Below are 21,218 nucleotides of genomic sequence, written 5' to 3' on the forward strand. Positions count from 1 at the left end.
TCAAATTTTTGTTTCCAAGGATATAAACGTTCCTTTATTCGGCATAGATTCAATTCTCAATTCAGCTTTTAATTTTTCAGCAGTTTTTCTCATTCCATCAATTCCATTTCTAGCACTAACTTCACTTACAGAGAAGCCCACGCCATTGTCTTTAATCTCAATCTTAACTTGGCCATTCCGCAGTTCAACATTTAATAATACACTATTCGCTTTACTGTGTTTGGCGATATTGTTCATTGCCTCTTTCAAAAAGAGGTACAGTTTTCTTTTTACTTCAAAAGACACCGGCTGTTGTACCTCATCAAATTGAATATTATGATTAAAGTGAATGTCTTTTGCATCAAATACACTCGTTCCAAATTGAATCGCCTTCTCAATCGCTTCTCGTAAATTTTGATTACCGGGCTTGAGACTCCAAATAATCTCTTCAAGCTGGTATTGAAGTTGGGTAATTTCTTTTGCTAACCGAGACAAATAGGTTCTCGATTTAGCGCTAATTTCCATATCCTTCAATACTATATCGTTCATTATTTTTGCAGAACTCAGCGTGGCGCCCATTTCGTCATGAAGCTCTTGCGATATCTCTTGTCGTAAATTATTCAATTGTTTCAACTCTCTGATTCTCCACATAAGTATGGAGACCAAAATGAGCCCAACAATTGCGAAAAGAACAATCGGAAACCAGAGTGTTTCTACAAATCTTGGATAGGCTATTATCTCAAAGCTCAGTTGCTTTAACTGCCAACGATCTGTATTGTCGCTTACTCTAACTTCAACAATGTAACGTCCGGGTTTAAAATTGGAAAACGACCAAATTGGAACATGGCCCAAAGACTGCCAATTACCTTGGTCTATTCGATATTGATAATTCAACTTTCGTTCATCAGCAAAATTCAGTGCACTAAAGTGAAAAGTGAGATTCCTGTTTTCAGGACTAACTTCTACAATCGTCTTTTCCTCTACCAAGGAACCATTCATATACAAAGCAGATAATACGAGTTTTTCATTTAAACTCGTATTAAACACCTTATCAGGTGCTATCAAACTTAACGCATTATTAAAGCCGACCGCTATTTCACCGGTAGGCAAAAGATCAAACCCATGTACAGCATAATTGGAATACAATCCATTTTGAGTGCTGACTTGCTGCACTTGATCGGATCTCGGATTCCAGACAACTATTCCTTCTTCGGTTCCCATCCACACTTCGCCATTTTGAAGTTCTTGAATTCCCTCTACATGTTCATTTGGAAACGGATAAGAATCTATCGAAATTTTTTTATGAGCGATTCCATTCTCATCAAAACTATTAAAACCACCATAACCAGAAACCAAAAGATGAAAGTTCTTCGAAACACAAATCCTATTATAATAATCGCCTATTAGGGTTCTTTCTGATGGTGTTTTACTTGCTACTTTTTCAAACCTTTTAGTAGTTGAATCATATTTTGCTATACCATAGTTGGTAGAAATCCAGCCGGCTAAAAAAACTTGATTCTGATCGTCTACTTGTATGTCATTCCAAACATTTGCGACCGAAAAAACATCATCATAAATAATCCTGTTTGTGTGTTCACTGAAATCAATATCATTAAGTACAACAACCCGATTCGATTTCAAAAGCGCCCAAATTGTCATACCCTTTCTAACTAGCTTCTTAATGGAAAAAGATGAAGACTTCGGAAAATGTACCAGTTTATTATGAACCGGGTCGTACTTGTACACTCCCTTATCGGTAGCAAACAGAATTCTGTCAATATCATTTAAAACAAAATGTACCGCTGTAGGCACAGGAACTGTAGCCCAAGAAGTGAGTAGATCTGTTATTATGGGCTTTCCCGCTGTACCTAGCACAAAATAGTTTCCCCTATTATCTACAGGAGCAACCTGCACAATCTGATTCTCGTCAAACGAGTATGCAGATGGTAAAAAATAGGTTTTAATAGCAGACTGGCTAGGTGTAAGCTTTATCAAACCCTGCGAGGTGCTTATCCACAGCAACGCATTGGATTGTACATGTAAATGATTGATGACCCCGCTAAAACGGTCAAGGCTAAAAATCTTCTTAATTGATACAAAATCATATTCCAACACCGACCCTCTAGTTGCGAATACAAGCGACTTTCTCGTAGGACTTTGAATGCTGGCTATTTTTTGAACAGTAGCACCGGGCTCCAATGGAATTTTTCTAAGAATTTCAAATGTTGAAGCTTTAACTACATACACCCAAGAAAAACCCGCAAGCGCTATTGAATCTTTGCCTATGCTTTCAATAGCTGTAAATGGTTGACTGAAGACTGTTTCATTTCGCTTCCTAATAGCTTTCAACTCTTTTTCCCAAACATATAACCCGTTTATGGAAGCTATCCAAACACATCCTTTACGAGGTTCCGTAAAGCTAGCAATTCTATCTGTTGTATTAAAAATTCCATTTAATGCAAATTGTTGCATCTCTTTTGTAGCCAGATTAATTCTCTTAATATTTGAGAAATCAGTACACCATACCCATCCATCAGTATCTGAAAACAAATTACTGAAATGATCATTCAATGCATTGCTGTCTTCAAAATGTGTGGGGGCAATTACAAGAGACTGATTACGACTATAAGAATAATAAAAGAGACCATCATTATTACTTGTGTAGAATAAACCGGTTGCATTACCGGCAATACTCACGATGTTCTTTCCAGGATGATTCTTTTGAATGAATTGATATCCGTCATACCTTCTGATGCCCTTCTTGGTTGCCACCCATAAAAATCCGGTACTGTCGGATATAACTTGTTCTACGTAATTTGAAGGCATTCCTGTTTCAATGGTATATCTATCTGCCTTGTATTCTTGTGCTTGTAATAAAAATACGCAGCTCAAACCAATTGCAATACTGATAAATTTTTTAAGTCCCATCTATTTCTTAAAAACCAATTTAATAAATATCCTATCGTACTTTACGCCGTTTGGAATAGTTGGTACAAAGCCGCCATCAAAACAGTGCTTTTTTAATTGAAAATTTTGCAACACTGCATTGCACCCATCAGAATAATTTCTGACACTTTTTTTAAGTGGAATCCAAAGTTGATTCATAAACACGTACCCATTTAAATCAAACTTCAATTCACTGTCCCTTTTTAATTCATTCCAAAACTTCGAAAATCGTGGATCTTTGAAAAAGAGCGGCATTGTCAAACTATCTTTATAACGAACTTCTACAGTTGTATCCTTAAATTTAGGCACAGAAAGTTGATTAAGCAGAAGTTTTGAGTTGTTTAGTTGAATGTTTTTTAAATCCCTAAAACTGTACACATTCTTTTGTAACAAATCGAACGACTGCGGAAGTTCATACGGCAGAGCCCTCCCGCCTCGTTCTGTAATTTTTAAATATAAGTCATCGTCGACAATAAGTAAGTGATCGTCATAATTAAAGAACCAAACCCAAGTACCGGAGGGAATGCAAAGGGGTAGTTGAATCCCACCGATATAAGAACTAGAATCTTTGGTATAAACAAAAGTTCCGGATTGCTTCTTTTTACCGCCAGGTAGAAAAGAATACGGCGGAAGCGCAAGGCCTTTTTTTGAAAAAACCTTCAATACCACATTGGAACTGTCCAATCCTGGCGGTAACTTAATTAAATATACTTGCGCCCTGTCTAAAAGAAAAGATGGCTTTTGAGGTTTTACGCTCAAAGCCATCGTTATAAATAAAGACACCAACAAAGTTCTCATGCACTTTTTTTCTTTGGCATTCCTTTAATTCCAATGGAAAATAAAATGAATGACATCAACAAAACAATCACATAAATGATCCAAAAAGACCAGTTCTTTATTGCAACGAAAGACGGTTTATTAGAATCAAATCCAATTGAAACTATTTCTCCAATTGCATAAGGTTTGCGACTTTTAAATATTCGTAGCGGAAAATTCATTGAAAGAGACATGTATTTTTTCCCTTTGAATTCGAATGAAAGCTTGGGCCGAACCGGTCCCATTCCAACCCTACCATAGCCGATTACCTCAGCTTCAGCACTTTGCTTAAAATAGGCGGTTTGAAAATAGCTGTACAATGAACTAACCGACCAAAACAAAAAACAAAGGCCCGATACAAAACAAATAATTCGAACAAGAATAGGATGCTGAATAGTCATAGTTACAATTGTAAATTTCCAAAACTACCTGATATTGCGCCGCTCGATGCCGTTTCAAACTTATTTACACCCTTAACACTTTTGTATAATGATCCTGAAAAACTACCGCTGATTGCTCCTTTTATTGAAACAAGTGTGACCTTTCCTACCATTTTATATAGTACTCCATTTACAAAACAAGAACCTTGATCTTCTTTTCCAGTTGAAATTGTTTGTGTACTTGCCAAAAGCTTTAGAAACGGCAAGAAAATATAATCTTGTCCTGTCCCCATGTTGAAAGTTTGCACTACATAAAAACCTTTTGATGCTTTTATTATAGAAGCTTTGTTAACATAGGTTTTTCCACTGATCTCAAATTTAATGGTGCCCTGCAAAGCCTTTTCTCTCATGGCTTTTATTTTTGCGGCTGTTTCCTCCGGAGTTTGAGCTTGAACTGCAAAACTCATTAAAACAAGTATAAATAATAATGTATGTTTCATATTCCTATTTTGTGACCGTAATTTTAATTTTTATAATAACATTGTCGCTCCCTTCAACAAAGGCATAAGTAACAGAGTCGCTTACTTTCGCCAATAAAGGCTTTAACAATTGATCATGATACCGATGATTTCCACCATTATAATTTACTTTTCCGGAGGAGTTTTGCATACCTAAGTAATCATTTGAGCTATCGTCATCTACATCATTTAACCATCCAATAGCACGAATAAATGCACCTTGTTCTATATCTTCTGTTCTAAGTTTGTACTTTCTGTGAAAATCTCGACCTTGTAAGCTGGGAGTAATACCATCGGAATAACCAATGGTGGCATATCGCTTTTCTTCAATATTGAAAATGGAGTGTGAACGCCCTTCAATATCTCGCACTTCTTGATCTTTCTTCACATATACTCTCAAATCAAACCATCCGTACAACTCTAATGTATTTTCAATGGTTACACCCGACTCCGAACCGTAGATGCTTGTAACTTCGATTTCAACAGTACGGAACTGAGAGCCCAAATCAGGCGCTTGGGTTTGATTAGGATTATTCACAAATGCTACTCCTTCAGATAAGGAAAAAAACAAACTGCCCTTCTCAAACTGCTGGTACCGAGTGTATCCATTTTCAAAAATCTCAAGCTCATCAGTTTTCGGAAACCCTAGCATCGCCGAATTTTCAGCACCCCTCTTCAGCCACTCATTTCTAATTTCACCTCTTATAAAATGCGCACCGGTAGTAGGGCTAAAGTAGAGTGTTCCATTATCAAAAACCTGAAATTTTCCGGTTCTATTTGGTGTGTTCACTAGATCACCTGCCGGAAATCCCATTATGCCAGATTCATAACCCAATTCTCCCCACTTTACAGTTATTTCACCGGATGTAAAGAAAGCGGCCTTCATCTTTGGATTGTAGTAAAGCCAACCACTATTGAATCGTTGGTAGTACCCACCTCTTACAGCAGTTGGTTTTACTTCTGGAGTTTCTGCATGAGGACTTCCAAGTTTTAGTTGAGTTGATTTCTGTTGAATTAATTTCTTAGCTTCTTCCATTTGTAGGTTCAATGTAGGCTGAGCAGCTGTATTGTTCCTAGTGAACTGTGCGTAAGAAAAATGATTGACAAGAATGACCATACTAGTCAACAAATAAATTTTCATTTTCATAATCTGATGATTTTTATACTACTAACTCTATCATTCCATTCAGTATTGGCAAAGTTTACAGTGCCTGTCCAAACGGGTTTGTCGCTATGTTCAATTTGTTTCAATCCTAATATAATTCTCTGTTCGCCCTGAAAATTGGCATGTTCATACAAAACAACTTTGTAGTTTTTGGGCAATAGCAAGGAAGAAATCACATCATTCCAATCTGCTGATAATGTAGGAAACGAAAGCTCTGTTTTTCCCAGCATATCAACACTCCATCTTTTTCCTGCTAATAAGTTGTTTTCATAAAAATTTACAATAGTGCCATTGTCATTAAAAGATCTGTGCTCTCTTTCATAAGGAGACAGCGGCGTTACTTTGTTTTGAAATTGACGCAAATTCGGTTTAGAAGACGTGTCAACCGCAATTGTTTTTTGAGCCATGGTCATCAAAGAAATACTACAAAACAATGCCGTGATGATACTTTTCATAATCGTTTATTTACCTTTTGTATTAATGGTTCCTTTAATTATTTTAGTTCCGTTTGGTCCCACATAAATGGAAGCTTTATCGAAATGTTGAACTTGATTGAATTCTTTAAAATTTTGATCGCTCATGTTATCAGAAAGAGGGAAACCAAGAGATCCTGTTTCATAACCTTCCGCAGCCCAAACTGTCATGAAAACTCCCGATACAACAAAAGCCTGTTGCACCGATGGATTGTAATACACCCAGCCTTTTTCAAATCGTAAAAAGCGTCCGCCCACTCCGGCCGTTGGTCTTGGCGCCGGAGCTTCGGAATGAATAGCTCCAAGCTTTGCCTCTTTTCCTTTCCTCAGAATCAGTTGATCAATTTCCGAATTAGATAAATTTCCATTAGTAGCTTTAGGATTAAGAGGAGTTCCAACCAACTCTTTAGAATCAACTTTCTTAAAATCAATCGGTCCTTTCTCGTATTCTTCGTTTGATAAAACCGTTGTCTTTCCGGGCTTCCAGATTATCACTCCTTTTTGAAACTTGCTGATTTTTACATATCCTGCATCCATCCAACTATTGGCCGACGAACCAACAAATTTGAAATCGGCTAAATTGCGTTCATCAGTGATGGGCAAGCCCAACCTAAAAAGCTTGCCTGTTTTTTGTGACATGAAGGTTTTTAAAATATCTCCTTGTACAACGTATGCTGCGTTATTGTATCCGAACATTTTGGCTTCAACAAAATCAGTTACATATGTTTTATTATCTGAATCCCAAGTACTTCCAATACTTGTTGGACTTCCTAACCACTTGAATTGGTCCCATTTCTTTCTCATTGGAATTTGATTTATTCCCGGAGTTTGTGGATCAACGCTTAGATAAACTCCGTAGTCACCTTGGTCCTTTTTCATTCGAAGAACCTTATGATAGGGTATCTGGTCAATAAAACGATCATTGTTTATTTTAGGAAGTACTTCTTGGAGATTTACAGCGGCATTGGCAAGACTGGGCTGAATGATAATCCGGTATCTTCCAAAAAGGTCATTCTTACTTGACATTTCAGCAATTAAAGGCGCCAATGGATCAGCGGTATTCAACTTATCAAATGGCAGTTTTTGAATTTCGATTGAATTAGCAGGCACATCAACCTTTTCCAAAACCGGGAGTCCTTTTGATAACAATTTCTCGTAAGCTCCTTCGAAACGCAATTTTATCTTATCAGGGTCTTCATTGTCCCACTCATACAAATACAGATCCAACACAATCAAACCGCTCGAGCCCAGATACATCGGAATCTCATCTTTAAAATAGGTTCCTCCTGCATCTATACCGCCCATATAGCTCCTTCCCGGAACCTTCATCGTTCCCTTGTATTGGCCATCGCAAAAAGAATTGACGATCATAAAAATTTCGTCACTTCCACTTCCATCTTCTGTTTCTGAAAAACAGTGTATACCGTTCAAATGAACCGCTACTTGTGCATTGAGTGGCCTAGAAAGCCACAGAAAAGTTAGTACTAATAGATACTTTAGTTTCATTGTTTACAGGAATTATACTCATTAATTATTTGAAGCAATACTGTTCTTCTTCTCAATTCACTATTGTTTGCAAGAAATGGGTAGAAATAGTCGCGATGCTTCGATTTAATTTTTGCAGCGAGTTCGGGGCAATCAACAACAATAGCAGCCATCTTATCATCAAAATTGGGAGTGAATTTGGCGCTTTCCGCATTGTATATCTCTCTTCGTTGGCTATTGGGCAATTGCAAGAAGAACTCAGTGATCTTCTCCATTTTTCCCGTTGTTGCATTCTTAAACATTTTCTCATGTTCAAACATTGCCATTCTGCCGTTCTCTGCACTCAGCCTCTTAACCAAACGCAATGCATCGCCACCCCAAAACTGACTCCCAATTAATAGCTTTACCTGATATACACTTCCATTCATGTATATCGATTGTATATCCTCAATAAAATAATCTCGATATTGATTTGTAGCCCCCTCTGAAAATTGTATTCGTGCTACTGAACTGTAATCATCAAAGGTTCGTACAGCGATCTTACCATTGATTTGTCGACCATCAATTAAGTATAAAGAGGCTGGCTGCCCCAACATACTATTAGGAGAGCTATAATACGGGGTGTTGCATGCACCAAAAATGACAAAAAATAATAAGGCGAGAACCGATTTCATATCGACGAATTGTTCAGTATCAAAACTATTCATCAACAACTCGCTTTCAATCCCTCAATCGGGTGAGAGATTCCCAATACTTATTGAAAACAATTGATCATAGTCAATAAAATAGCCGCAGCTATGCTGCGGCTTACAAAATATAGTTTAAGCTTGTTAAAAATTCTACTCTTCTATTGGTTAAACACCAACTCTACAAACGCCCTCACCCCAACAATAAATCCGCTCTCATCCAAGTAAAAATCAGGCGTATGGTGCGGTGCAGCCTCCTCGGGCTTTTTACCTTTGGGCAGTCCCCCTAGCATAAACAACATTGCGGGCGCTTTTTGTCCGAAATAAGAAAAATCCTCTGAGCCCGTAATCCAAGGAATGATTTTTACATTATCGGCACCGGCAGCACGCGCCAATGCAGGAGCTGCTTTCTTACACAAATCAACATCATTCACTGTAACCAAAGTTGACGTGTTTATTTCTACCGTAGCTGTAGCGCCGGCACTCTCTGCAATTGCTTTAGCCATTTTGCGCATACTCGCATGCGCATCCAATCGCATTTGTTCATCCAATGCTCTCAAGCTTCCAACAATCTCCGCCGTTTCCGGAATAATATTGCTGCGAACACCTGAATGCAAAGAACCTACTGAAATTACCAATGGCGCTTTGGTTAGATTTGATTGTCGACTCACAATTGTCTGCAAATTCTGAATGATCTGGGCTGAAACCATGATAGGATCTACTCCTCCCCACGGCATCGAGCCATGACTGCCTTTGCCTTTCACAACAATCTTGAACATATCGGCTGAAGCCATTGCTGCACCCTGCGCATAACCAATGGTGCCTACCGGTTGGGCTGCACTCATGTGCAAGGCATACATCTTATCAATCTTCGGATCATCCATCACATTTTCTTTCAACATGGTTTCTGCACCACCCGGACCCCCGTTTGGATTTCCCTCCTCTGCGGGTTGAAAGAAAAACACCACGGTTCCCGGTAGCTGCGATTGTACTTGCTTAAGGGCATATGCAGTTGCCAGCAAAATGGCAGTATGAGCATCATGACCACAAGCGTGCATCACACCCACTTTCTGACCGGCATAATCGGCTGTCACTTTTGAAGCAAAAGAAATGGGGGCACGTTCAGTTACGGGTAGCGCATCAATATCAGCACGAATTCCAATAACCGGTCCCGGCTTACCACCTTTTAATATTGCAATCACTCCGGTTTTTGCCACCGGATACTTTACGGATAGTCCGAAACTCTTCAAACTGTCTGCAATAAGCTTTCCGGTATTCATTTCTGCGAAACTCAGTTCCGGATTAGCATGTAAATACCGACGCCACTCAATCAGTTTGGTTTCCAATTCGGGATAGATCTTTGTGAGCTTGGCCGGAGTTTGTGCATTCAACATGCTTGATGATAACACAGCTAATGCAATTAGTGCAACTAATTTTTTCACGAGTAGTATATTTCAGTTATTTAATAATAGTAGGGATTACTTTCCGCTGAGTACAATTTCAACAAAGGCTTTTACGCCTACAATAAAACCAGATTCATCTAAATAAAAATCAGGCGTATGATGTGGGCCGGCTTGATCAGGCGTTTTACCGGGAGCCAATCCGCCCAAACTAAAAAAGAAAGACGGCGCTTTTGTTCCATAGAAAGAGAAATCCTCCGCTGCTGTTGTCCAAGTACTTTCAATTACTTTATCGGCACCGGCAGCGCGCTTTAAAAATTCAGGAATTTTTTTAGACAGTTCCAGGTCATTATAATTAACCAATGTTTGCGTTACAATATCAATGCTGGCTTTCGCACCCATACTCTCAGCAATGGCAGGTATCATCTTTTTCAAACTGGCATGAACCTCCAATCGCATTTGCGGATCCAACGTTCGAATAGTGCCCAACATTTCTGCTGTTTCGGGAATGATATTCGAGCGAACGCCGCTGTGAATGGAACCAACCGAAATAACCACCGGTGCTTTTGTTAAGTTAGACTGGCGGCTTACAATGGTTTGAATATTGGTCATGATTTCTGCGGAAACCATTATTGGATCAACTCCTCCCCAAGGCATGGAACCATGGCTTCCTTTCCCCTGAACACTTATTTTGAAAAGATCAGAAGAAGCTTGTGCAGCACCTGGTTTATAAGCCAACATTCCTGCAGGCATTCCTGAAGCCATGTGCAAGCCATACATTGCTTGAACTTTGGGATCATCCATAGCACCTTCTTTTATCATCAACGGTGCGCCACCTTCTTCACCTGTTGGTGCACCTTCTTCTGCCGGCTGAAAAAAGAAGACCACGGTACCCGGTACTTCAGATTGTATTTGTTTCAATACTGCGGCTGTTGCCAACAAGATGGCCGTATGTGCATCGTGGCCGCACGCATGCATTACTCCAACATTTTGTCCATTGTACGTTGATGTTTCTTTAGAAGCAAACGGAACTGGCGTTCTTTCAACAATGGGAAGCGCATCAATATCGGCACGCAAACCAATTACAGGACCCGGCTTTCCTCCTTTTAAAATCGCCACCACACCTGTTTTCGCCACAGGATATTTTACTTGCAATCCAAGCGCAGTTAATGTATCAGCAATGAATTTTCCCGTTTTAAACTCTCGATTGGATAGTTCAGGGTATTGGTGGAAATGTCGTCTCCATTCAATCATCCTTCCTTCAACTTTTTTATACAATTGTGGAAGTTCTTTGGAAACACCTTGAGCAGAAGAAACAATGGCAAGGAACAAAAAGAAAGGAAGCAGTGTGTATTTCATTCCATTAGTTTTAGTGTTCTCAATTTACAGAATTATATGAAGTAAAATTTACAATTGTAGTTTGAACAATTAATAAAAGAAGAAAACAAAACAGTTGGTATCTTAGATGCATGCAAAGCAGAAGAGATTTTGTCAAAAACATAAGTCTAGCCGGAACAGCCGTTTCCCTATTGCCAAATGCAGATCCAATTTCTACTAAAGCGAATTACCGCATTCTCTTCCAAGGAGATTCTATCACTGATGGAAACAGAACCCGAAACAACGACTGGAATCATGTAATGGGTCACGGCTATGCTTACATTGCTTCGTCAAAACTTTGGTACGACCATCCAAATGAGTCTCTTCAAATATTCAACAGAGGCATCAGCGGGAACACCGTTGGCGATTTACAAAAGCGCTGGCAAGACGACACCATCGCCCTTGAACCAACAATCCTAAGCGTTCTTATCGGAATCAATGATGTATATGCATTGCTGAATGGATATGGAGAGCCAATAACAAAATTTGAAGAACGTTACCGCAGCCTTCTCGCAGAAACCACAGTAAAAATTCCGGAAATAAAACTTATATTGATGGAGCCTTTTATTTTACCGGTAGGTCAGGTGTTGAAAGAATACGATCGATGGAAAGAACCTACCCTTGCGCGGGCTGCTATTGTTAAAAACTTAGCGAAAGAATTCAAGGCTGTTTTTATTCCCTTGCAATATTTGTTCGATGCAGCGTTAAACAGAGCCGCTGCTAATTACTGGATTTGGGACGGCATACACCCAATGCCCGCAGGTCATGAACTTATTGCAAGAGCTTGGTTAAAAGCCGCTAAACCATTATTGCCATTTATTAAATAAGCTGATATGAAAAATGTAAAGTTCGTTTTGTTGCTCGCCCTAAGTTTTGTGACCAGTCAATTCACATTTGCTAACGGAAAAATTGAAGGGCGTTGGGATATTTCTATTTATGCAAGCGACCGTGTTCGTCCGTCTTGGTTAGAAATTTCTCATTCAGGAATTAAAACACTGGTAGGACATTTCGTTCACGATGGCGGAAGCGCTCGTCCAATTTCAGAAATATTTGTAGAAGGAAATAAATTTCATTTCTCTATCCCTCCTCAATGGGAAAACATAAACAAGCCACTGGTAATGGAAGGCGTTTTTGAAGGCGATAGTTTAAAAGGTACCATCCTATATCCGATTGGAGAAAAATGGGAGTTTGTTGCGAAACGAGCACCAGACTTAATTCCCGCTAAAGAACCGGTTTGGGGAGCTCCTATTAAACTATTTAATGGAAAAGATCTTACCGGATGGGAACCTATGGGAAAAAACAACCAGTGGACAGTAGAGAAGGGCGTATTGAAAAGCCCTAAATCGGGAGTCAACATTCGCACTACTAAAACCTTCACAGATTTCAAGTTACACATAGAATTCCGCTATCCCGAAGAAAGCAATAGTGGTGTTTATCTGAGAGGTCGTTATGAAGTTCAAGTAAACGATGCAAAAGGGCATGAACCAAACGTAGGAGAATTAGGTGCAATCTATGGCTTTATTAAACCCCTCTATCAAGTTGCAAAAGCACCCGGAGAATGGCAATCGTATGATATTACTATTGTTGGTCGTATTGTTACAGTAGTTGCAAATGGAAAAACGGTGATTTACAAACAAGAAATTCCAGGTATAACGGGTGGTGCTATTGATAGCAATGAAGGCTTACCCGGACCCATCATGATGCAAGGAGATCATGGTCCTATTGAATACCGTAACATTGTAATCACTCCCGCCAAATAGCAAACGTCTCCTCTTAATATCTGATCGATAGGAACACTCCTCAAGGTTTGTTTCTATCGATTTTTTTTGCAACGAAGTCAATAACGATTTTAGATAGTTGCATTACCAAAAGTCCTGCTCAATTCAGACCGAAGGTCTACCCAAAAGAAGACCAAAAACTAGAACAATTCTCCCATTTCAATCTGTACCCATTCTTAATTATTAATTCTTACTTATTAATTAACTGACCGGATTAAACATCTGCAATTTCTTCACTCTCACAAAATTTGCAAGTGTAAAGCAATAGGTGTGAAACTCATTCTTAAGAAAGTCTTCCGGATCCAAATGCGTACATTGGAAAAATTGGTATTCCTTTTTGAAGGGATGATAGGTAATGGCTAAATCTGATCCTGATTTGTGTTGGCCGGGCAAATGAAGAAAATATGGAATGGCCAAGTGATGTGTAATACCCAACATTTCGGCAGTTGCACTATAGGGTATATAATGAACCAAAGTAGACATCAATCCCTCTTTTTGTAATATGAATTTATAGTGATCTAGCGCTGCCTTTATCACATCTGTAAATACGCAAGAAGGATTGTACTCCGAAATATCTAACCAACGCTCTTTTGAAGGATCGTAAAACTCTAGGGTTTCTCGATTCATAGTGAGCTTGTAATCGAAGGCGGGCAATCCGGGTACAAAGTATCCGGGATAGAAATATTTCATCCCAATGCTTTTGCAATACTCCATTTTCAAATAGATCAAATACTTTCCAAGACTGTACTTCGCATAGGCGGGATCGTAGAAGGATGTAATACCTGCGGCCGATTCTTGTCCCAAGTCAAACACGCCCGCGCCAATCATTTTATCGCCATCAAAAACGGAAACAGTATAGCTCCTAAAGCGATTCCTTTTTTTATCTCCAAACAATACTTGATCCAAATCGTCAATTCTATCTTCCGGCAATGGGGCACGATACTTTGCGTAGAGTTCATCAAAGGGCTCGGTTTTTTCAAACGGCATGATGGAAACTCTAAAGTTCTTGTTTCGTTTCGCCAGAGATTTAAAAGTGCTGTTCGCTTCAAAGTCTGTCAATCTATTTCTCAGCCATAAAGTAGTATACGGCTGGCCATATTTGTGTATCGAGTGCGTTGTGAAAATGGTTTGCTGCATCCGAAACCACCCTCGTTCCAGATAGTCATCTAGATCTTGGGGAGGCATATCGAATATTTGATGCACTGATGTAAGCATTGGGGCAGAAGATACGTCTGTTATATTAATATCCGTAATTTTTTTAGATATCCAATAGAATGTTTAAGAGCCGGTTGGGATTTACCCAAAAACCGGCTCTAAACAATTGATATTAAATATTTTAATTATCCGAAAGGCTGCTCAATAGAAGCGCTTTGTTGAGTGAAAAACTTGGGGCCCGAAGGAGTAACATATAAGCAGTCTTCCAATCGAATACCAAACTCTCCGGGGATCGAAATTGTAGGCTCATTGCTGAAGCACATACCGGCTTGTATTGGCGTTTTATTCCCTTTTACAAAGTTGGTCCATTCATGGCCCTCCATTCCAATTCCGTGCCCTGTGCGATGCGGCAATCCGGGTAATCCGTAGTTCTTACCATAACCCGCTTTTTCAATAACGGCCCTAGCTGCGGCATCAACCACTTCACAAGGTGCTCCAATTTTTATGGCATTAAAAGCTGCATTTTGCGCTTCCAGTTCTAAGTTCCACACCTCAATTTGTCGGGCAGTGGGTTTACCACAAACGATGGTTCTGGTAATATCTGATGCATAGCCTTCAACACTAGTGCCGCCGTCAATCAAAACGATATCTCCTTCCTGAATTACCTGCGGAACAATACTTCCATGCGGCATAGCAGAATACTTACCAATTGCAATCAATGCACCACCACTATAACCCAACTTTCTGAAAGCCGCTCCCAAATTAGCATTCAGCTCTCCTTGCTTCATGCCTGGTTTGATGGATGAAAAAGTAGCTTTGTATGCTTCAATGGTAACATCATTTGCTTTCTGCATGAGCGCCAATTCTGCTGGCGACTTGATCATTCTACATCCTGCTGTTACTGGAGTAGCGTCTACCACTTTAAAATCGGGCGCAGCCAATTGAACGCCATTAGCAATGAAGAAACGAACTCGTTCTTCCATACCAATACGCTTGTATTTAACACCTCTGCTTTTAATTACATCAACGATCAGCTTATAAGGACTCTCATGTTCTTCCCAACAACGCACATCATCTCCAAAAACAGGATTGATCAATTCTTTTGCTCGGTCCTCTTCAAACTTCGGACAGATATAGGCGATGGCTCCTTTCGCGGGAATTACCAATCCAAAGGTGCGCTCGCTTTGACCCCAGCGCATTCCGGTGAAATAAACACTGCTGGTAGTTCCTTCTATAAAGATCCCATCGATCTTATTCTTTTCCATTAACTCCTGAGCACGTGCAATTCTTTTTTTCCGCTCCTCTACAGTAATGGGCTCTACCCCATCTGTCATAGGTTTCAAGTTTTCTATTACAGAAGGAACATCGTATTCTTCTGAAGACTTAAATGATGACCCTGTTACCAAAGCGCCGCCAGATAAAGCGGCCATTCCAAGAAATTGTCGACGTGAACTCATAAGTTTTAATTGAACTGGGAATTTACAGAACATCTATTGATATTCGTTGATCAATTTTACGATTTACACAAATGGTTCTGTAGCTTGTTGAACCAACCCGTGATTCTATAGAAACAACAAAACGCTCTTCTTCTTTTGCAAGAACAAAAACAGCCTTGCTTTCCCCAGCCATTATATTCGCTATACTTTTATTTTCTTAGGTTCTCTGATATCCCTTGTTAACCTTCTCACGAACCAATTTATCTTTTTCTCTCACCGCAGTTGCTTCATCCGGGAAATTTTTCACTTGGGTTTGCCCCTTCGATCCTAGTTTTCCAAAGCGAACCAAAAGCTTTGTTCCTTGCAAACTGACCTCCCAAAACTTTGATTTGCCCTCTTCTTCTGCAACATATCGTTCCCAGTTCTCAGTAGAGGCATCTTCTGTTTTCGCTACCTTGACTACAAAATCCGATAACGCCGGTTTCGACAACTCTTCATTAGAATCATTTTTCAGCGCTTCATCAATTTTCTGCAACACCTTCGAAGGATCCTGCAACCAGTCCTTGGCAAAAATTTGCAAACACTTCCAACCAAAACTCCTTAACAAGGCCGGACGCTGAAAATATTGCTCTACAATATTCTCGTTGTTATAATGAAAATCATCATCAATCAGCACCGTTAAAACATATTTATCGGCACCCGGCTCTCGAATGGCGATACTTGCTTTAAAGTCAGATTGACCTACATGTGTTGCTACATCCCATCCTGCCAACTCTAGAGCTTTCTTCAATGGATCTAAAACCGCTGTATACAATCGAGTTGATTGAGTAGATTTTTTGTTCAACACCAAACCATCCAAAATTTGCCGCGCCATTCCTAGCTCCCCTTTACTCACCGATGCTGCGTAGTGTAAGAATCGCTTGAAGTAATTCGCACCCTCATTGTATTCATTAGTGATATGATGATGCTGAATACTGCTTACCACGGCCATATGCTTCTTTGCTCTACTAAACAACACATTCAACCGCTTCTCACCACCCTTCTTATTTATAGGACCGAAATTCATGATCATTCTCTTGTTGGCATCAAAGCCATAACAAACACTCATAATAACGATGTCGCGCTCATCACCTTGAATATTTTCCAGATTCTTCACAATCAATCCAACAAATTGATCCTGCTCGGTTCTCTCATAGGCTTCTTCTAATAGCTGTTCAAACTCGCGATCGGTAGCCGCCAAATCGGTAAGCGCATCTTCTATAGTTTGTTGCTGTTCTTGGCTAAAAGCCACAATTGCAATACTTTCTTCCCTTTTTCGCTTCAACAAATCTCTCACCATATGTGCAATGTATTTCGCTTCATCCAAATTGGCGCGTTTCTCATAAATACTCTTGGGCAGGTAGTGATAACTAATACTTCTATCAAACAAAGCATCCGTATTTATTTGCGCGGCATCCTCAACAATTAGTTCTTTTAATTCCTTCTGGTGAACCGCCGTATCGGGTATGGTTAACAATCCCGCTTGATAAAAAGCATGGTTACTGTAACTGATCAAAGTTTCATAATGACTTCTATAATGCCAACTCAACATAGAAGAGGGAAGCTTTCTGGCACCCTGAACCAACAAACTATCAGCATCATCTGATATTACTTCATCTTCATCCATGGCCAGCGTGTTGGAAAGATCATCGGGATCTTCCGCCTTTGTAGAAAAGAAGTTGGTAGGCGGCATTTGTTTGTCGTCTCCTACAATAATCGATTGTTGACTTCTAAACAATGCAGGAATACCTTCTTCCAAGGTAATTTGGCTGGCTTCATCAAATATTACTACATCAAAAAACTTTTCATCGAGGGGCAGACTATCACTCACACTTAAAGGACTCATCAACCAAACTGGTTTGAGGTCTTTCAATACCAATCCACTCTCTTTAGTAGCCAATTCTCGAATGCTTTTATAGCGCATAGACTTTCCAAACTCGTTTTCTAAAAGCTTTCTTCCTTCATTGTAATCTTTCTTAAACTGACGCTCTTCCGTATTCAACTGGCTAATGGCGGTATTACTCTTTTCAATATTGTGATGAAAGTTCTTTCGAATAGAAGCGCGTATATACAAAGCGTTCAATTGCATCAACTGCTCATAGGCGGCTTTGAGTTTTTGAACCGAACGCTCTACTACCAGCATGTCTGTACTTTGAAACATACGGTCGGCCTGCAAATACTGCTGATAACTGTAGGATGCCACAAGCGCCTCTAGTGCCGTTGGCTCCAAAGGAATTTTAGCCAATGCATACTGTACATTCTGAGGTAATTGTGATACTTGCTTTAAAATGGGAAGCATCTCCATTACCGATTCAGCATTCATCTCAATGCTTTCCAACAAATCACCAAGCTGCGCTAATGGTTGTTCCTTAAACTCAAATAACAACTGCTGCAAATCCAACTCTAACTTGTTCAACTGTTGTTGCAAACCTTCTAAGGCGAGAACAGTTTTTTCACCGTCGGTTCGATTCATTAAATAATCGAGTTCCGGATCGCCCTTCTTTTTTCGTAATTGCTCTATTCCTAAATAGGCAGTATCGATATGAGATAATCGGTACTTTTGTTCTAGTCCCTGTTTTATGCTTTCTGTTTTTGCCGTTCTATCGTGCCATTCCTTAAGCTGCGTAAGAACTTCGGTAAACCTTGGCTTTACCGTATGTTGATTGAAATCATACGTTTCTTGAATTTGTTGTTTCAACTTTCGCCAAGCACCACTGAAAAAACTGAACAGCTTTCCTTCTTTATCGCTTGCTAAGCGCAACGCTTCTTCAACCTGAGTACGATTCCATTTTTCCTTCCAATTTGCCGCATGCTCCAAAGCCTCTTGTTGATCTTTCTTGGCTTTTTGGTATCCGGAATAGTCGTTTTCGAACCCCTTAGAAGCAAAACTATTTGCATCAATCAAATCCATTTGACCGGTTTGAGCCAGCGGCGCCAATAACACCGCATCTTGAACCAATCCTTTCAACTTTTGAAACTCGCTAGTAAACACAGCGTCTAACTCAACCTTATCAGAAACTTGTTGAATTTGTTGCAGCACGCTTCTACATTGCGATGCAATAGTTTCAATTAAATGAATTGGCCGATCTTCTGTCCAGAGTTTTGTTTTTATTGCGCCAAAAGGATGCTCACTAAATATGGGCTCTGCACCCAGATCTTCGAGCGCTTGGGCTAAATTCTTAATCACTTCTCCTGAGGCTTTCCACTGAGCATAATCTGGCAAGCGTTCTTTTTCGCTTGCTTTCATTGCAAAGTTGGGCACTTGCATGCTCACGAGTCTGTCAATAAAAGCGCGCAAGCTCATTCCTATAGTTGCAGGCTCTTTAAGATGATTCAAATGAAAATGTTTCAACAAGCCAATATGCTCATTGATCTCCGCTAACACTTCATTTCTCTTTGAAACGATCTCTGCATACTGCCACTGTTTGGTGCTGAAATCTTCATAGGTTTCCTTCAAGCCCATTATGAAAGACTTCTTATCATTCTGACTGTCGTGAATATAACAACACAGCTCATCAAGTCCTGCTTGTTTCAATCGATGAAACACAACATCGAGTGCCGCTCTTTTCTCGCATACAAACAATACTGTTTTTCCTAACGCGAGGTAATCGGCGATTAAATTGGTAATTGTTTGGCTTTTACCCGTACCCGGAGGACCCTGAATGATATAGCTTTTGCCGGTTCTGCTATTCAGTATTGCCTTTGTTTGAGTAGGATCTGCGGTTATCACATGGTGCCAATGTTCAGGTTCGTCTAAAGACACAGAATCCAATTCATACTTTTTAGGCTTTTCGCTGAACAATTCTTCAAACACCTCATGTACGCGACCTTCGTCTACCATAGAATTGTAATCGCGCACCAAACTCATCTTTTTATAGTTGAAATTTCCCAACACCATATTGCAGGTATCAAAGTCCCAACTATAAGGATTGCTGTCGCTTTCCATTAATTCATACAGCTCTTTTGTTTTCACGGCATCGCCCGCCATATTGGAGGCTTGCAGTTTTATGGCATCGTCAATTAGGTATTGTAAGAAACTTGCATTGGGCTCCACTCTTTGCCGATACAGCTCTAATCCCAAGGGCTTATAGTGTTGAGCGTCATAACTGTACTCAACATCCAAATAGCTATTGGTTCTTTGACCTTTGGGCCGAAGTCTTCTTTTAAAATTGGTAACCGTTTGACGGGCAACTGAATGAATCAATCGAATTCTGGGTTTATCGATGTACTTTAATTGAATCCCTTGATTTGCACCATCAATTTGTTTTTTGATGAGTTGATAAAAGCTTTCAAGCTTCATTTCATCGAGATCAACAAAATCAGGTAATTGAATTCCATAAAGATCTCTCAACTGATTGGCCAATACGGGGTTTACTTCTGCAGTATTATCGAGTACTTCTAGTACGTAATGATCCTCTTTAAGCTTTTTATTTTTCTTCAATGCAACCGAAACCAAAAGCAGCGGACTTTGAATTCGCTCTTCTATGTCTTCTTTCAAATTATGCCAGTTCAAAAATGCAACTACCATTTTTAATTGGCTAAATCCATATTCTTGAACATCTCTTTGGCTTTCCGATCTTATTTTATCCAATGACGAAGCAATATATGGATGGTCTTCAAATCGAAGGTATTTGTTCAACACCATTTCCTTCATTCCAATTAACTTGGAACTGATTTCTTCGTTCCAAGTAAACAAAAGATCGGGTCTTATACTCTGGTAATGCAATACAATTGGTACGCTACTAACCGTAAGGTTTACAAAACGCATGTTCGATTTGTAATACAACAAACGGTTCCTCCTGCTAGTATCAAAAAGCCGGTTTCGTAGTTTGGTGAGAATGAATTGAGAACGAGTTTGAACCTGCTGTTGTTTCCATCCGTTCACCTTACTTAAATCCAGCTGACGTTCCACATCATATTCACGATAGTGCTCGAGTTTGCGGATGATTTCATACAAGTCCTTGCTTCGTTTACTTCGATCCAATTCTGTCATCTCAGTAATCAACGATGCAATAGTTGGATGAATTGATGAATGAACAGAAGTAGGCGATTTGCGATTTCTCACAAAAACTTTTAGGTCGAACTCATCGTTTAGGTCCAAGCCCATTGAAACAGAAGCTAAGATCAACCCCAGCGAGAATATGTCTGTTAAAGCATCATGATGATCAAACAACAGTTCATAACAACGATACCCTTTAATGAATGCGGGATCTTTTAGGTCCGCATCCTCACCCAAATACAGATCCATCGTGTCACTAAACCCATAGCCTTCGTCATCAGATTCAAACTTTTCTCGGTCTGCGACTTCAAATTGGGTGGCTTTGTATTTTCTAAACAATTGTTCTATTGCAGACAAATTGCTCTTTGCTGATATTGCGAGATTCTCGTCAATATCCAACACATTTTCATTTACAAACAAACTGATAGGTAAATGAAAGGGCCCCACTTTGCCTTCTTCATGAAAGCCAAGCACCTCTTTAAACACAGGAAGCACAAAAGCAATTACATCATCGGTTGCAAACGCTCCTTGCTCAAAACAACTTTCTATATATTCTTGAAACTGTACACGCGATTCCATTTTCACT

At 39.6% G+C, this 21,218-nt stretch carries 15 protein-coding genes; 2 read left to right on the plus strand and 13 right to left on the minus strand.

Annotated elements, in window-relative coordinates:
- The 10 genes from ACQ2HE_RS01940 to ACQ2HE_RS01985 form a co-directional block, all read right to left on the minus strand.
- Positions 1-2,907 (minus strand): ligand-binding sensor domain-containing protein, encoded by a 2,907-nt coding sequence (locus ACQ2HE_RS01940; RefSeq protein WP_430895071.1) that lies wholly within the window; start codon positions 2,905-2,907, stop codon positions 1-3.
- Positions 2,908-3,723 carry a hypothetical protein gene (locus ACQ2HE_RS01945; RefSeq protein ID WP_430895069.1) on the minus strand — a complete coding sequence of 272 codons (816 nt, stop codon included), beginning with the start codon at positions 3,721-3,723 and terminating at the stop codon, positions 2,908-2,910.
- Positions 3,720-4,142 (minus strand): DUF3592 domain-containing protein, encoded by a 423-nt coding sequence (locus tag ACQ2HE_RS01950; protein WP_430895067.1) that lies wholly within the window; start codon positions 4,140-4,142, stop codon positions 3,720-3,722. The genes ACQ2HE_RS01945 and ACQ2HE_RS01950 overlap by 4 nt, the downstream gene beginning before the upstream one ends.
- A gap of 2 nt (positions 4,143-4,144) precedes the next feature.
- The gene (locus ACQ2HE_RS01955) at positions 4,145-4,621 is read right to left on the minus strand and encodes a hypothetical protein (RefSeq protein WP_430895065.1); all 477 of its coding nucleotides are present in this window, start codon (positions 4,619-4,621) and stop codon (positions 4,145-4,147) included.
- Between the two features lie 4 nt (positions 4,622-4,625).
- Complete coding sequence (locus tag ACQ2HE_RS01960; protein ID WP_430895063.1) at positions 4,626-5,786, minus strand: LGFP repeat-containing protein; 1,161 nt, start codon at positions 5,784-5,786, stop codon at positions 4,626-4,628.
- Positions 5,783-6,259, minus strand: coding sequence for a hypothetical protein (locus tag ACQ2HE_RS01965; RefSeq protein ID WP_430895061.1), 477 nt, complete (start codon positions 6,257-6,259; stop codon positions 5,783-5,785). The genes ACQ2HE_RS01960 and ACQ2HE_RS01965 overlap by 4 nt, the downstream gene beginning before the upstream one ends.
- A gap of 6 nt (positions 6,260-6,265) precedes the next feature.
- A complete protein-coding gene (locus tag ACQ2HE_RS01970) occupies positions 6,266-7,783 on the minus strand; it encodes an LGFP repeat-containing protein (RefSeq protein ID WP_430895059.1) in 1,518 nt (505 codons plus the stop codon).
- A complete protein-coding gene (locus tag ACQ2HE_RS01975; RefSeq protein WP_430895057.1) occupies positions 7,780-8,436 on the minus strand; it encodes a hypothetical protein in 657 nt (218 codons plus the stop codon). The genes ACQ2HE_RS01970 and ACQ2HE_RS01975 overlap by 4 nt, the downstream gene beginning before the upstream one ends.
- A gap of 173 nt (positions 8,437-8,609) precedes the next feature.
- Positions 8,610-9,890 (minus strand): amidohydrolase, encoded by a 1,281-nt coding sequence (locus ACQ2HE_RS01980; protein WP_430895055.1) that lies wholly within the window; start codon positions 9,888-9,890, stop codon positions 8,610-8,612.
- Between the two features lie 36 nt (positions 9,891-9,926).
- Positions 9,927-11,207 (minus strand): amidohydrolase, encoded by a 1,281-nt coding sequence (locus tag ACQ2HE_RS01985; RefSeq protein ID WP_430895053.1) that lies wholly within the window; start codon positions 11,205-11,207, stop codon positions 9,927-9,929.
- A gap of 110 nt (positions 11,208-11,317) precedes the next feature.
- On the opposite strand from ACQ2HE_RS01985, the gene ACQ2HE_RS01990 reads away from it, so the two are divergent.
- Positions 11,318-12,052 carry an SGNH/GDSL hydrolase family protein gene (locus tag ACQ2HE_RS01990; RefSeq protein ID WP_430895051.1) on the plus strand — a complete coding sequence of 245 codons (735 nt, stop codon included), beginning with the start codon at positions 11,318-11,320 and terminating at the stop codon, positions 12,050-12,052.
- A 6-nt stretch (positions 12,053-12,058) separates the two neighbouring features.
- Positions 12,059-12,985, plus strand: coding sequence for a 3-keto-disaccharide hydrolase (locus ACQ2HE_RS01995; RefSeq protein WP_430895049.1), 927 nt, complete (start codon positions 12,059-12,061; stop codon positions 12,983-12,985).
- A gap of 219 nt (positions 12,986-13,204) precedes the next feature.
- On the opposite strand, the gene ACQ2HE_RS02000 is transcribed toward ACQ2HE_RS01995, so the two are convergent.
- From ACQ2HE_RS02000 to ACQ2HE_RS02010, 3 genes are all read right to left on the minus strand, one after another.
- Entirely contained in the window at positions 13,205-14,218 is a 1,014-nt protein-coding gene (locus ACQ2HE_RS02000) for a GNAT family N-acetyltransferase (protein WP_430902417.1), read from the minus strand.
- A 125-nt stretch (positions 14,219-14,343) separates the two neighbouring features.
- Positions 14,344-15,615, minus strand: coding sequence for a M24 family metallopeptidase (locus ACQ2HE_RS02005; protein WP_430895045.1), 1,272 nt, complete (start codon positions 15,613-15,615; stop codon positions 14,344-14,346).
- Positions 15,616-15,811: 196 nt separating this feature from the next.
- Entirely contained in the window at positions 15,812-21,211 is a 5,400-nt protein-coding gene (locus ACQ2HE_RS02010; protein ID WP_430895043.1) for an AAA domain-containing protein, read from the minus strand.
- Between the last annotated feature and the right edge of the window lie 7 nt (positions 21,212-21,218).

It is taken from the genome of Endoryza foliicola (genome assembly GCF_050589245.1).
GTDB classification, from domain to species: Bacteria; Bacteroidota; Bacteroidia; order Chitinophagales; family Chitinophagaceae; genus Endoryza; species Endoryza foliicola.